12 protein-coding genes are annotated in these 14461 nt (G+C 60.6%); 3 read left to right on the forward strand and 9 right to left on the reverse strand.

Features of this window, described 5'->3' with window-relative positions; genetic code table 11:
• Positions 1-312: 312 nt before the first annotated feature.
• The 3 genes from FHS81_RS03045 to fepB are packed head-to-tail and all read right to left on the reverse strand — an operon-like array spanning position 313 to position 3325.
• Positions 313-1347: a FecCD family ABC transporter permease gene (locus tag FHS81_RS03045; RefSeq protein WP_183750529.1), complete on the reverse strand. Its 1035-nt coding sequence runs from the start codon at positions 1345-1347 to the stop codon at positions 313-315.
• Entirely contained in the window at positions 1344-2354 is a 1011-nt protein-coding gene (locus FHS81_RS03050; protein WP_183750530.1) for a FecCD family ABC transporter permease, read from the reverse strand. Before FHS81_RS03050 ends, FHS81_RS03045 begins: the two co-directional genes overlap by 4 nt.
• On the reverse strand, positions 2351-3325 hold the full coding sequence (gene fepB / locus FHS81_RS03055; RefSeq protein ID WP_246374431.1) for a Fe2+-enterobactin ABC transporter substrate-binding protein: 975 nt from the start codon (positions 3323-3325) through the stop codon (positions 2351-2353). The genes FHS81_RS03050 and fepB overlap by 4 nt, the downstream gene beginning before the upstream one ends.
• Positions 3326-3456: 131 nt before the next feature.
• Between fepB and FHS81_RS03060 the strand changes: the two genes are divergently transcribed.
• Complete coding sequence (locus FHS81_RS03060; RefSeq protein WP_183750531.1) at positions 3457-4248, forward strand: ABC transporter ATP-binding protein; 792 nt, start codon at positions 3457-3459, stop codon at positions 4246-4248.
• Positions 4249-4281: 33 nt separating this feature from the next.
• On the opposite strand, the gene FHS81_RS03065 is transcribed toward FHS81_RS03060, so the two are convergent.
• A complete protein-coding gene (locus FHS81_RS03065; protein WP_183750532.1) occupies positions 4282-5418 on the reverse strand; it encodes a YncE family protein in 1137 nt (378 codons plus the stop codon).
• Between the two features lie 152 nt (positions 5419-5570).
• A complete protein-coding gene (locus FHS81_RS03070; RefSeq protein ID WP_183750533.1) occupies positions 5571-7655 on the reverse strand; it encodes a TonB-dependent receptor in 2085 nt (694 codons plus the stop codon).
• A 932-nt stretch (positions 7656-8587) separates the two neighbouring features.
• Here FHS81_RS03070 and FHS81_RS03075 point away from each other — a divergent pair.
• On the forward strand, positions 8588-9286 hold the full coding sequence (locus FHS81_RS03075) for a CBS domain-containing protein (protein ID WP_183750534.1): 699 nt from the start codon (positions 8588-8590) through the stop codon (positions 9284-9286).
• A gap of 15 nt (positions 9287-9301) precedes the next feature.
• On the opposite strand, the gene FHS81_RS03080 is transcribed toward FHS81_RS03075, so the two are convergent.
• The 3 genes from FHS81_RS03080 to FHS81_RS03090 all read right to left on the reverse strand — a co-directional run bounded on the left by FHS81_RS03080 (position 9302) and on the right by FHS81_RS03090 (position 12324).
• Complete coding sequence (locus FHS81_RS03080) at positions 9302-9775, reverse strand: response regulator transcription factor (RefSeq protein WP_210281503.1); 474 nt, start codon at positions 9773-9775, stop codon at positions 9302-9304.
• A gap of 256 nt (positions 9776-10031) precedes the next feature.
• On the reverse strand, positions 10032-10661 hold the full coding sequence (gene fixJ / locus FHS81_RS03085; protein WP_183750536.1) for a response regulator FixJ: 630 nt from the start codon (positions 10659-10661) through the stop codon (positions 10032-10034).
• The gene (locus FHS81_RS03090; protein ID WP_246374434.1) at positions 10654-12324 is read right to left on the reverse strand and encodes a sensor histidine kinase; all 1671 of its coding nucleotides are present in this window, start codon (positions 12322-12324) and stop codon (positions 10654-10656) included. Before FHS81_RS03090 ends, fixJ begins: the two co-directional genes overlap by 8 nt.
• 233 nt (positions 12325-12557) lie before the next feature.
• Between FHS81_RS03090 and FHS81_RS03095 the strand changes: the two genes are divergently transcribed.
• Positions 12558-13334, forward strand: a complete 777-nt coding sequence (locus FHS81_RS03095) for a helix-turn-helix domain-containing protein (protein WP_183750537.1) — start codon at positions 12558-12560, stop codon at positions 13332-13334.
• 33 nt (positions 13335-13367) lie between these two features.
• On the opposite strand, the gene FHS81_RS03100 is transcribed toward FHS81_RS03095, so the two are convergent.
• A complete protein-coding gene (locus FHS81_RS03100; RefSeq protein ID WP_183750538.1) occupies positions 13368-14447 on the reverse strand; it encodes a M48 family metallopeptidase in 1080 nt (359 codons plus the stop codon).
• Between the last annotated feature and the right edge of the window lie 14 nt (positions 14448-14461).

Raw genomic sequence — 14461 nt, forward strand, 5'->3', positions numbered from 1 at the left:
CGAAGTCACCTATCACATCATTATTATTTTGTCAATGTTTATTCGCCTCGTAAAGTTGTGTGCTATAGGCATAAAATAATATATTAAGAATATTTATGGAGCCGGCGCATGATGATCGTTGAAAATCACACGCAGATGACCGCATAACACTTGCTTTCTGCTTCATCGATCGGCCAAAGGAAGGCGTAAAACCTTTCAGTAACAGTATCCCATAATCCGGCGACATGGAGGTGTTTGCCAGACACAGCATCAGTGGGCGTGTGTACTGTTGTATCACGCGAGATATGCTCGATGCGCAGCCGGCTGCGACGGTCAGACTTTCCGGCTTCTTGTCAGCAGCCACAGCAAGTAAAAACCGCCCAGCATGCCGGTGGTCAGCCCGATGGGAAGGTTGATGTCGAACGGGAAACGTTGGCTGACGAGATCTGCCGTGAGCAGCAATACGGCTCCCATCAGTGCCGACGACACCAGTGGCATGTCGGGAGAGGATGTCAGGCGCCGGGCAATCTGCGGCCCTGCGAGCGCGATGAAGGCGATGGGGCCGGCTGCTGCGGTGGCGACGGCTGTTAGCCCGACTGCCGCCAGCACCATGACGAGCCGCGTGCGCTCCACCGAAACGCCGAGTTGGCTGGCCGCGTCATCGCCCATCTCCAGCAGCGTGACGCGTTTGCCGTAAAGCAGCGTGACGGGCACGATGATGCAGAACCCGCATATGGCCGGAATCGCGTGCGCCCACGTGCGCGTATTCAGCGACCCCGCCAACCAGATTTGTGCGGAGATGGCCTGATCGAGATCGCTCATCACCAGCAACACCGTATTGACACCCGCCAGAACGGCACCGACACCGATGCCGACCAGCACCAGCCGGTAGCCGCCGGTGGTGCGGCCCTTGAGAGCCAGCAGGAACACGAGCGCCGCCGTGCACAAGCCGGAGACAATCGCCGCCAGAGAAGTTTCGAGCGGCCCGGCGTTGTACAGGATGATCTGGGCGATGGCTCCTGTCGCGGCTCCGGTGGTAAAGCCGATAATATCGGGCGATCCAAGTGCGTTTCGCGAAATCGACTGGAAGATCGAGCCCGCCATGCCCAGCGACGCGCCGACAAAAACCGCTGTGAGCATGCGTGGCAGGCGGATGCGCCCGACGATGCGGTCTGCCATGGCGTTATCGCCGATGCCAAACAGACTGGCGATGACCTCCGCGGGGGTGAAGGACAATGTGCCCGTGCCAAGCAGGACGACGGCCAATAGCAGGCCCATCAGCGCCAGGAGGACGCAGACAATAGCGGCTCGCGGCCGCCATAGCAGCGATAAAGGCCCGATACGCAGCGATCTGGCGGTTGGTGTCATAGCTTCATCAACCGGAAACGGCGCACGATGACAATGAAGAACGGCCCGCCGATGAGTGACGCGACGATGCCGGCAGCGACTTCCGCCGGCATGGCAATGACGCGGCCAATCACATCCGCCGACAGCAACAAGACTGCAGCCGCTATGCCCGCATAGGGAAGGATCCAGCGGTAATCCGGCCCTGCCGCCGCGCGCGCCACATGCGGTGCGACAAGACCCACGAAGGCGATGGGGCCGGCTCCCGCAGTCGCTGCCCCGGCCAGCACCATGACGGAGAGGCAGGCGAGAAACCACGTCATGCGCACATCCACGCCCAGCGCCCGGCCAAGATCCTCACCCATCGCCAGCGCGTTCAACTTGCCGGCAATGGCGAACGCCAACACCAGCCCAACCAGAACCGCCAGCGCCAGCACCTTCGCGACATCAAGGCCCCGCCCGTCGACAGACCCGGCGGCCCAGTTGCGGAAGCTGTCGAAAATGGCAAGCGGCGCATTCAGAATGACGATGCCGGTGATCGACCCCAGCATGATGGACAGGCCCGCGCCCGCCAGCACGAGCCGCACGGGGTTTGTGCCGGTTTCATGAGCCTGGCCCAGCACGAACACCGCCACGCCGGCCACACCTGCGCCCGCGATGGAGAACCACACGTACTGCCCCATGGATGAGACATCGAAGATCGCCACTCCGATGACCACCGCCACAGCCGCGCCTGCGTTGACGCCGAGCAAACCGGGCTCCGCCAGCGGATTCCGCGTCACAGCCTGCATGATCGCTCCTGCTACACCGAGCGCAAGCCCGGATAGGATGGCGATGATGGTGCGTGGCACGCGCAGCTCGCGGACGATGAGATGCGTATCCTCGCGCGCGTCGAAAAACCACAGCGCCCGCAACGCGTCGGCGACAGGAATCGGCCGTGAGCCGACGACGAGGCTCAGCAATGCCACAGCGACAAGAACTGCCGCGCCGCCCAGCAGGCCGCGGAGGCGCAACTGGCGGCGACGCGTCATGACCGGCGGAAATTCCGCGCGACGGTGTCGATCATCTGGCGGCCGGAATAATAATCGATGCGGAACGATGTCGGTCCGAGCGGATAAACACGTTTGTTGACGACCGCCGGCAGATTGGCCAGCACCGGGTCTGCAAGAAAGGCGTCGACATCGGCCCGCGTGCCGTTGAGCAGGAATACCGTATCCCCGATGATGGCGGATGAAAGGTTCTCCCGCGAAATGAAATCGAAATCCGAAGACCGCGTCACCTGCGACGCAAGGGCAGGCGGCAGGCCCACCATGTCAAACCCCAAAGAGGTCAGGACTTGTGCCTGCGGACTCGATGGCCGCCCGATGGAATAGCTGCCGCCGACATTGTAGGCAACGATGGTGGCCTTGCCTTCCGGCGGGGTGATGGCAGCGGCGGTTTCGGCGGCATATGCGTCGAAGCGCGCGATTGCAGCGGCCGCCTCGGTTTCGAGGCCGAGAGCCTTGCCGAGGTTTGTCGCCAGTTCCTGCCAACTGTGGTTCGAATAATTGACGACGATCGTCGGCAGCCCCTGCGCCGTGAGTTCGGCATGATGCTGGGCCGTTGCGTCCGCCCCGGTGGCGGATGAGATGACCAGATCTGGGTCTCGGCCAATGATGGCCTCGATGTCGAACGCAAGGCGAGGATAGAGAACCTCCACGCCGCGCTCGTCTGCCACGCCAGCCCATTGCGAGAAGAAGCCTTTCGCATCCGTCAGCGATCCCGGCGTCGTGGCGGCGCTGGCTATCACGGGTGCGTCGATGGCCAGCAGGACGCCGGTCACGCTCGGGGTCGTCGATACCACGCGTTGCGGCTTTTTCTCCACCGTGAGCGTGCCCGCTTCATGCGTCACCTGGCGGGGCCAGCCGTCCTCGGCAGCGTATGCTGGCGCCTGCTGGGCAGCCAGAACCAGTGTCGCCGCCAGAGTGAGAACGGTGCGGCGGAAGTTGTGTGGGATCATCATCGTTCCTCGCTGCGGTCGATACGCCCGCCTGAATGTCTTGTCCGGCAAACATCTGTCATGCATCCATGTTGCGGAACGCATTTTGCGATGCAATACAGGTGAACAGCACGCCTCATCGGGGAAAGACTGGTATGTCCCACCGCCTGCACGCCGACACGGTCACGCTTCGCTATGGCGAGCGGACGATTTCGCAAAATCTGTCGATTGCCATTCCGGATGGGTCCTTTACCGCCATCGTCGGGCCAAATGCCTGCGGCAAGTCCACGCTGCTGCGCACCTTGTCGCGCCTGCTGACCCCGGCGGAGGGGCGGGTTGTTCTCGATGGCCGCAGCATCAGTGATTTGCCGGCCAAAGAGGTGGCCCGCCGTCTTGGACTGCTGCCGCAAAGCTCCATCGCGCCGGATGGCATCACGGTGGCCGATCTCGTTGCGCGCGGGCGATATCCGCACCAGTCGTTCCTGCGGCAGTGGTCGCCGGCTGACGAAACGGCGGTCGCCGCGGCCATGGCCGCGACCCGGGTCGATGCATTGGCGGCCAGAACGGTGGACGAGCTTTCCGGAGGCCAGCGCCAGCGCGTGTGGATCGCCATGGTTCTGGCGCAGGAAACGCCGATCCTGCTGCTCGACGAACCGACGACCTTCCTCGATATCACCCATCAGATCGATCTGCTGGAGCTGCTGGCAGAACTCAATGCCGAAGGACGCACCATCGTCGCCGTGCTGCACGATCTCAATCAGGCATGCCGTTATGCGTCGCATATCATCGCCATGCGGGATGGGGCTGTCGTGGCGGAGGGAGAACCTGCCGCCATCGTGAATGCTGAGCTTGTGGAACAGGTTTTCTCGCTGCCCTGCGTCGTTATTGACGACCCTGTCTCCGGCACGCCGCTGATCGTGCCGCGTGGCAGGTTCGGCGCCCGTTGAGCCTGGCGTAAAGGTTTCCATCCTCTCGCCCCGTCAACGCAAATCGATGCGCGCAACGCTTTCCTGTTTGCCGGCTTTCTTGCTGTCGCCATCGTTCTTGACGGTGACGAAAAGCGCCTCTCCACCGGCACCGAGCGCCATGCTGTTGGGATGGGGCGGCAGGCTGATTGTTTCCAGCAATGTATAGCCGGCTGTATCATAAATGGTGAGTGTGCCCGCACCGGCATCGACCCGTATGCCGCCCCGGTTCGTGACGTAGAGCCGCTGGCGTTCGCCATCGTAGCGCAGACCGATCGGCACCTCGTCGGTCGGCATCTCGGCCAGCGTTTTACCTGTATCGGCATCCAGCACGAACACGCGATGCCCGGCGCTGCGGCGCTCATAACTTTTGCCCAGATGCATATCCCGCCACCGATCCCGATCAATGCCTTGATCCACACCGAACAGGCGGTTGGTCGCAGCGTCATAGACCAGATTGAGCAGTTGGTCGGCCTCGATCTCTAACGTATGCAAAATTTCCAGCGTCTGTGTGTCCACGACAATCAACTGGCCCTGCATGTTGGAGACGAATACTCTGTGCCGCACCTCGTCCAGCGCAATGCCTACGGCGTTGTAGCCAAAGCCCGGAATCGTTTTTTCAAGCTGGTTTTGCCGTGTGTCGATTACAAAAAGCACGCTCTCCAGCCCGAGGCCAAGGCCTGGTGCGAACAGGCGCCCCTTGCCGCTGTCAACGGCCAGTTCTCGCAGCCTGTAGGGATAGTCGTTGACGATCCCGAAGCGTTTCAGCATATCGAGAGCGAAGCCAAGTTGTTCGGGTGTGGGGTTGAGCGCCCGATAAAGCGCTTCCATGTTCGTTTTTTCCACGATGGGGATGCGTGTTTCAAGCGCATTGCGCTCCACATCGACAACTGCAATCGCGCCATCAAAACCCTGCGTCAGATAGAGCCGCGCGGCCTCATCATCCAGAACGACGCCAAATCCTTTGCTGGGTAAGGGAATGGTCGCGGTAACTGCGAGCGTTTCGGGGTCGAGCCGCAGGACACGCGATCTCGTCTCGTCTTCCCAGTCGGGAGCGCTGACGAACAAGGCATCCTGACGGGCGCTGTAGGCCAATTCCACCACGTCTGAGGTCAGCGGCTGGCGGAGGATCTGTCGGTCTGTCGTGGTCATGTGAGCCTGCGTGGGGAAGGGGATTGCGGAAGCGCTTCAGCCTGATTTATCCGGCAAACAACCATCGCGCCGGTGAGAGCCAGCGCGATGGACGATTGTGCGATCGGCGTGCGGCGGGGTCAACAGGGTTTCCCATACTGACCTGCCGGACGTTAGAATGTGCCTTTCACGCCGACGCCGAACGTACGCGGCATGGTCATGCTGGCTTCGATGCCGCCGGTCACGCTGCGATTCTGCTGAATGTAAGTCGGCGTGCGCTCGTCGAAGATGTTGCGCACGTAACCATAAAGCTGCAAGCTTTCGTGGAATGTATAGCTGGCCTTGGCATCGGCGATTGTATAGCCCTTGACCTTATATTCCGGCGTATTGGCGACGTTCGAATAGTAACCGTCGAGATGGCGTACTTCGCCGGACACGTTGAACTTGTCCGTCACGTCCCAGCTCGCGCCGACCGTGAACATGTAGCCCGGAGCCTTGGGGAACTTGTTGCCGTTATACTCGGAGTTGCTGGAAACTTCGTCGATCTTGGTCTTGAGAAGCCCGGCGCTGGCGCGCACGGTGACACTGTCGAGCAGCCGGTAATCCAGCCCGACTTCAAGGCCATACGAGTAGGCGCTTTCAGCGTTGATCGTGTACGACTGCGTGACGCCGGGCGAAATGACGACCGGAATATTGTACTGGGCGTTCTTGAAATCCGTATAGAATACGTTTCCATTTAGATTGAGCTTGTTATCAAGCAGGCTCGTGCGCGTGAACAGCTCGTAGTTCCAGAGCGTTTCATCCTTGAAGTTAACCCACCTGCCGGAGCTGATGTTGAGTGACACGCCGCCCGGATTATAGCCACGGCTGACGAGACCGCCAACAGTCCAGTCCGGCGTGATATCGTAGGACAGCGACACCTTGGGCAGGAAGGCCGAAAACGTCTTGTCGTAATCAACCGGCGTGCGTGTGTAGACTGATGTTCCAAGACGCTCGATCTGGTCCTGCTGGTAGCGCAGGCCGCCGGTGAAGGTCCACTTGTCAGTCAGCCGGTAGCTCAACTCACCGAAGACGCCGAGATTTCTCTTGGTATCGTCGAAGGTCGACGTGCCATTGAGATAAAGGTCTTCGTCCGTGCTGGTGTGAGCGTAGAAGAAGCCGGCGAAGCCGCTCAGCTTGTCGCCTTCGCTGCCATAAGTAATGCGCGCTTCGTTCGATGCATTCCACTGATCGATATCTGCATCGCCGTTGCCGCGCACGTTGGCCGTGCGATGAACGGTCGAGTCCGTATACTGCGCCTGGTTGAAGAACTTGAAACCGTTCGAGAAGTCATAGCTGATGTCGAGGATACCAGTATTCGTATCCTGCGCCCAAGTCGGCATCGTTGCAGCGTTGCTGTTGAGATTGCTGAACGGCCGGGTCGCCGCCTCCTGGCTGGGGCGGTTCGTGGAGTTATATGAGTAAGTAAACTTTGTTTCGAGACCGGGGATAGCTGATGGCTTCCAAAGCAACTTGAAGCGCGCGCTGGCCGCTCTAAAGTCCAGATTGGTGTCGCCGAGGCGGAAACTTGGATTGATGTAATCGATAAACGTATCGCGCCCGGAGTAGTCGATCGCCAGACGGGCCGCCAATTCATCCTTGACGAGCGGGCCAGAGATCATGAAAGACGCGCGCTTGCTTGAATAACTGCCAAATTCCGCCTGATAGGCCGCTTCCGGTGTAAAGGTCGGATCTTTGGTGTTGACGATAATCGCACCGGCGATGGCATTTGCGCCCTGAGACGTTGTCTGCGGGCCGCGGAAGACCTCGATGCTGCTGACATCCCAGACAGAGGTCGAGCCGAAGTAGAACTCATTGTAGTTCAGGTAGTGGCCATCGAGATTGATCGTGGCGCGCGGCACCGTGCCGGCGAAGAAGGCCGTTGCGCCTGTATTCGGGCCTTGCGTATCCTGTCCACGAATGACAGGCGCGCTGACAGAATCCGGATACACCACGTTTGGAACGCCGCGAATGGCTTCGGATACTGAATCCGCGCCGGGCCTGCGCGCGATGTCCTGCGCCGTGAGAACCGTGACGGAGCTGGCGGTGCGTTGCAGACTGCGCTCGATTTTCTCGCCGGTGACGGTGATTTCCGGCAGCTCGAACGTTACTGCGCCGGCATCGTTTTCCTGCGCGTAACCTTGTGTGGCAACCAGAAAAGCTAACGAAGCAATGCTCGCGCTTCCGAGCAATATTCCTCTGAATCGATGCAATATCATACCGTATTCCCCGCCATCTGCCGAAACAGTTGCCGCGCAAGTGCAGTTCGTTCAATGCCCTGTGCCTTGAGCTGGAAAACGGACCAGCAGGAAATTGCCATGAATCCGTTATGAGCGCTTGCGTCGCTGTATCTGATCAATCTGCATGACGCAATGCACGCTGGGCCGCAATTCAATTGAGGGGATATCACACATTATAAGAATGTATTCGCATATCAATGTGCTTATTCAGCAACATGATGACTTTGTTTCTTTGCCATTCAAAGCGTTATTATAGCTCGTGTATTGAGATAATGCTTTATTAATTCTAAAAAAGTGGATAATGTCGCTGCCTGATAGGCGCTGTCATACCCTTGCTTTGATTGGTATCAGGAAAATATAAAATATTATTTGAAAGTATATTCATGAAAGTGGCTGCAATAGTAAAAATAAGTTTTAATTATATAAGTTTTGGAATATTGATATATAAGTGTGCATATTCGATGCACCGCAATCCTTGGTCCGTTGAAATTTCAGAACCCTTAATTCTATGCCGAATCAAGAATCACGCGACCGCCCGTGCGCATGCCGATGAATGCCGGTGCCCCATGATCATGCCCGCACCTGTCCCAATATCGAACAGGATCGGCCACACATAGGCGGGCTGTGGCGCAAGTAGCAGGCTCAGTAGCGCGGCTGCGATGACAGCGGGAATGGGTTGAGCGCGCACCCCGTCCAACACCCCCTCCGGCAGCAGACCGGGCACTGTGGTTGTCAGATTGTATAGTCCCCGTTTTGATGGTGCATTATCCAGCGATGAATGGAAGGATGCATTATGGGAATCCTGTACGTCATGCGAATGATGTATCGTGCCGAGCCATGGCGACTGTGTGCAGAAGCCTTGCCGCCAAGGCTTCGCCGCAACAGCTTCGCCAAGCAAGAGGGAGGGGTCGATGAAAGCCCGGGATATTCTGACATCGAACGTCATCACCGTTGACGTTGAAACGCCGTTGCCGGAGGTAGCCGATCTGCTCGTGCGGCACCGTGTCGGCTCTCTGCCGGTTCTCGACGGCGACGGGGCCGTGGCCGGAATCGTCTCCGAGGATGACTTCCTGCGGCGTGTCGAAACCGGCACGCAGCGCCGGTTGTCGCGGCTGGCTGAATTCTTCACCAGCGACACGGCCTTGCAGGAAGATTATGTGCGCTCGCGTGCGCAAAAGGCCGGCGATGCCATGCGCACCGGCCTGCCGCACGTTACGCCCGACACGGAGCTGGTCGAAATCGTCAACGTGCTGGAAAACCACAACATCCATAGCGTTCTGGTGCTGGAAGACGGCAAGCTTGCGGGCATCATCAGCCGCAGCGATCTCGTGCGCGCCTTTGCATCCTCGCTGCATGACAACGCGCAGTCGGCTGAAGATGATCGCGTCATCCGCAAGTCCTTGCAGGACGAACTGGCCGCGCAGCCGTGGGGTCGGCGATTCGAGAACTCGATCGTCGTGGTCAACGGCATCGTTCATCTGTGGGGCAGCGTCGGCTCCGAGGCGGAGAGGGCGGCGTTGCGCGTAGCGGCAGAGCGCATTCCCGGCGTGCGCGGCGTCGAGGATCATACGATCGTGCGCGGCCTCATGCCACTGCGTCACAAGTTGTAATAGCAGCGGGGTCTGTCAGGTCGTGGCGGACATGACCTGACAGATGGCCTCGCTGAGGGCGTTGCTGAGGAACGGTTTTTCCACGATCCGGACGCCCGCTGCATCCGCCCGGCTGCGCAGTGACGCGCTGGGGTAGCTGGTGATTAGGATGGCCGGCATGATCGCGCGATGCTCTCTCGGCAGCAGGTAAAGCAGATCGAGGCCATTCATGCCGGGCAGCTTGTGGTCGACGATGAGGCAGGCGCGCAGCGGCAGGTCGCTGGCGGCCAGAAACGCCGCTGGGCTGTCGTAGCAGCGCACCGAAAAGCCTTCGATCTCAAGTGAGAATTTCAACGATCCAAGCACGGCGGGATCGTCGTCGATCACCAGCACGAGCCGGTTCTTGGAGGCGCATCGGCAGATGCCGTCGCTCTTCACTTCGCCTCTGCCGCCCCCTTTGCCAATGGCATCAGGGTCGCCTTCATCAGAAACTGCGCCGGGACCATTCACCGCTGCCACCGCTACTCTGGAGCGCTTTCCGATTAAATGGAATCATTTAATCGATGAGAAAACGTGTTCGATCAAAAAGACAAGGCAATCTGGCATTTCGATGAACGCCACAATGCTTTATCCGCCAGTCGGATCTGACATGTGACTGCCCTCCGGGGCCGCCGGACCGAGACAAATTTCTCACGCTGGCGACGATGGTATTCCGGCATATTCGGCGGCGGTGCGCCTTGACCTTCATCAACTGCGACTCCAGGCGTCACAGGATGGCGCGGTTGCGGATATCGATACCGCCGACAAGCGCCATGCGGATGAGATGCGACAGACTTGTCGCGTTCATCTTGGTCATTACATGCGCGCGATGCACTTCCACCGTGCGCGGGCTGATGCCCAGTTCCGACGCGATGTTCTTGTTCGAAAGCCCGGTCACCAGGCAGTCCAGCACCTCCCGCTCGCGGGTGGTGAGGGATTGCAGCCGCTGGTTCACCTCGATTGTGTCCGCGTTGACATGGGAGGTTTTCGGGTGCGTGCCGAGCGCTTTTTCGATGGCCGCGAGCAGCACCTCGTCATCGAAGGGTTTTTCGAGAAAATCGCTGGCCCCGGCTTTCATTGCCTCCACCGCCAGCGGAATGTCGGCGTTGCCGGTGATGACGATCAGTGGCAGGCCGATGCCTCTTTCCTTGAGGGTGCGCAGCAGGTCGATGCCGCTCATGCCGGGCATTCGCACGTCCGACACGATGCACCCGCCAAGGCCCCATGGCCGTTGCTCCAGAAAGGTCTCGGCCGACGAATAGGTGAGCACGGTGAGGTTCATGCCACCCAGCAGAAAGGACAGGGAATCGCGGACGGATTCATCATCGTCAATGACATGCACGGGTCCGCTATGCATCGTCTGCCCTCTCCTCTATCGTCGCACGACGCAGGGTGAAATGGAAAGTCGTGCCGCTGCCGGGCGACGACTCCGCGGAAATCTGACCACCGTGGGATTCGACGATGGTGCGCGAAATCGATAAACCAACACCCATACCATGCTGTTTTGTCGTGATGAAGGGCTGGAACAGCTTTTGCGCCACCTCGTCGGCCAAGCCGGGGCCGGTGTCCGACACGCTGACCATCATGGTGGTGTCGTCGAGATGTTTCGTCGTCACCGCGATATTGCGCACCGGCGCATCCTGAACCGCCTCAAGCGCATTGCGCAGCAGGTTGACCAGAACCTGCTGAATCTGCACCTTGTCCGCCAGCACCCATGTCGCTTCGGGGTCGAGATCGTAAGTCACGCGCGCGCCGTATTCCCGCGCGCCGACAAGAGCCAGCGCGCTGGCTTCCTCGATGATCTTGGTGAGGTTCTCCACCCGCCGCTCACTCTCCCCGCGCGTGACGAACTCGCGCAGCCGGCGGATGATCTGTCCTGCCCGAAGCGCCTGATCGGACGCCTTTGCGAGCGCGCCCAGAACCTGTTCATTTTGCGGGCCGGCCTGCGCTTCCAGCAGGCGGCGCAGGCCGCGCAGATAATTGGCAATGGCGGTCAGCGGCTGGTTCAACTCATGCGCCAGCGCCGAGGCCATCTCGCCCATGGCGGTGAGGCGCGAGATGTGAACCAGCTCTGCCTGCATGTCCTGGAGGCGAGCTTCGGTCAACTGTCGCTCGGTGAGGTCGCGGATGAATCCGGTGAAGAATGTCTCGCCCGTTCCCGTGGTTTCGCCCACGCTGAGCTGCATGGGAAACGTCGATCCATCCTTGCGCTGGCCGATCACGACGCGGCCCAGCCCGATGATGTGTTTCTCGCCGGTTCGCAGGTAACGCTCAATGTAGCCGTCATGATCCTCCCGGTAGGGAGACGGCATCAGGATGTTGACGTTCCGCCCCGTCACCTCGCTGGCCGTGTAGCCAAACAGCCGCTCGGCGGCGAGCGAGAACGAATGGATGCGGCGGGTGCGGTCGATGACGACCATTGCGTCGGGCACCGTATCGAGGATGGATTGCAGGTGCGCCTCGCGGATTCTCAGGTCGCGCGTTGCAGCCATGGCTTCGGCGGCGGCGTTGCGGCGATGGTGGCGAAGGCGCTCGCCGTGATAGGCCATGCCAAAGCCCAGAAGCGCGAAGGCGATGGCGCCCGCGATGTCCACCTGCGCCTCGGTCGGCAGGTGGCGGCGCATCAGCCAGGATGTCGTCAGCGCGAGGGTCGTCGCGGTTATCCCCGGCCACAGACCGCGCCCGGAGGAAATCAGCACCACCAGCGCCATCATCGGCATCATCAGCGCGGGCTTCGTCCCCAGCCCGAAGGAATGGGCGAGCGCGGCGACCAGACCCACCAGCACCACGGGCGTTCCATAGTCCAGCAGCAGCGACAGGGCGCCCGGTTTCTGCTCGGCGTTCGGGCTGTCTGCCGTCACGCCGAAAAGATGCAGATTCATAATGGCAAGCGCTTTCCGGACGCAGGACGAGCCATGCCGCGCGGGTGAACGATTCTGCTCTTGCGGTTCGCTGGCGGCATCACCGGGAGCGCTCACGGGCCGGACGTGCGTTTCGGTGGCAGGCTTCAGCTTGGGCATTGACTCGTTGCGTTGACTTCTTGTGTTGACTTGTTGCGTGGGCTTGGCATTGACTTGGCATTGGCTGGCGGCTGTCTCATCTCTGTTCGGCATTCGTCCGGGTTGCCCTGTGGCCGAAAATGAGGTGCGATACTGTCTCGCTGCCGGTCTACGGGATTTCCCTTACGCAGTCGACCGAATTTCGCCCGTTATAATGACAGGATATGGAGAAGGGGACCACGGAGGACGCCGATATGACGAATATCCACCCACTGCCCCATGCGGATTTTGCTCCGCGCGCCGCCCTCGTGGCACCTGCCCGTGGCGTGAACGGCAGCGAGGACGCGCCGCTTCGTCGCCAGCTTCCGGCCGATCACGAACAGGTTGTGTCGGCGGAAGACCGCATCGCAGCCTTGTTCGCTGAAATCGGTACGCAGGTCGTCATCCCCCGCAACGGCGAGCTTTATGCAGAGGATCAGACCGTCGACACGGTTTTCCGCGTCGAGAGCGGCGTGGTCCGCACCTGCAAGATCCTGAATGACGGCCGCCGCCAGATCGATGGTTTCTATGTCGCCGGCGATATCGTCGGGCTTGAGATGAGAAGCCGGCATGCCTACTACGCTGAGGCCATCTCGCGCACCACGTTGCGTGCCGTGCGGCTTCGCACGCTGCGGTCCCGGCTGGAGATGGACGGCGGCATGTCGTCCGCGCTGTGGGATATGACGGCGCTGGAGCTGCATCGCTCGCAGGAGCACAACCTGCTTCTCGGCCGTCGCAGCGCGCAGGAGCGCGTCGCATGCCTGCTGCTGTCGATGGCGCAGCGCCTTGCCTGCGATGGCGCGGCGGAGAAAGGTGCGCTCACCATAGAGCTACCGATGTCGCGGCAGGACATGGCGGATTATCTCGGGCTGACGATCGAAACCGTGTCACGCACCTTCACGCAGCTTGAGGCCACGGGCGTCATCGCGCTCATCTCGGCACGCAAAGTGCGTCTGTGCAACCGCGCGGCCCTGCTCGACATGCACGGTTGAATGCGGCGGCACCACGGCCTTATGTTGATGGTCTTATCCCCACGGCCCCCGTCTGGGACCCCACGGTCCCTGGCGGGGTAGGGCGTCGTCCTGCGGAGGCAAGGGGCGCGCCTCTTCCTGCCTGACAGGGGCAGACGGACTGCCGCCCGCATGGCGCACCAGCGCATCAATACGATTGTCGATGGATGGATGGGTCGAAAACAGGCTCTGAAAACCTTGGCGCGGGTTGTCCACGCACATTTCCATGATGGATGACGGCATGGCCGGCACGTCGCTGCGGCCTGAGATCTTCATCAGCGCGCCGATCATGGCATCGGGATTCTTGGTCAGTTCCACCGCACCCGCGTCCGCAAGGTATTCACGCGAGCGGGACAGGGCAAAACGAATAACGCCCGACAGCACCATTGCCACCACTGCAACGACGACGGCGACGATCAGCGCGATGGCCGCGCCGCCACCGCCGCTATTGCCATTCCTGTTGCTGGCGCGTGACGACCCGGACGCGCGGAGCGGCGCAAACCGCAGCCAGCGAAATGCGATCTCACCGAAAAATGAAATGACGCCGGCGATGATCATCGCCGTCACCATCAGTTGCACATCCTTATTGCGGATATGGGTCAACTCGTGCGCGAGCACGGCCTCAAGCTCGTCGCGGTTGAGAGCGTTCAACAGTCCGCGTGTGACGGTCACCGTGTATTGGTCTTCTCGCAGGCCCGACGCGAAGGCGTTGAGCGCGTCGGTTTCGATGATGGCGAGCCGCGGCATTGTCAGCCCGCGCGAGATGCACAGGTTTTCCAGCAGGCTATAGAGAGCAGGCGCCTCTTGCCGCGACACGTCCCGCGCGCCGGAGACGGCGCCGATGATGGAGCGGTTGAAGAGATAGGCGATTGCGATCCACGCCAGCGCAACCAGCGTCGCCACCGGAATGGCCGTGACGAGATTGGCCAGCGCACGGCTGACCAGCACATCGAAAGGTGCATCCTCCGCCAGCGCCTCGCCAGCCAGTGAACCGGCAAACACCAGCACATAAACCAGAAAGAACAACCCGCCGATCAGCAGGATAGAGCGGATGCGGTTGGTGCGGATGTGAGAGTAAAGCCCGAAGGCGGCCATCGTTACGCTGCCGG

This window comes from Pseudochelatococcus contaminans, assembly GCF_014195635.1.
GTDB classification, from domain to species: domain Bacteria; phylum Pseudomonadota; class Alphaproteobacteria; order Rhizobiales; family Beijerinckiaceae; genus Pseudochelatococcus; species Pseudochelatococcus contaminans.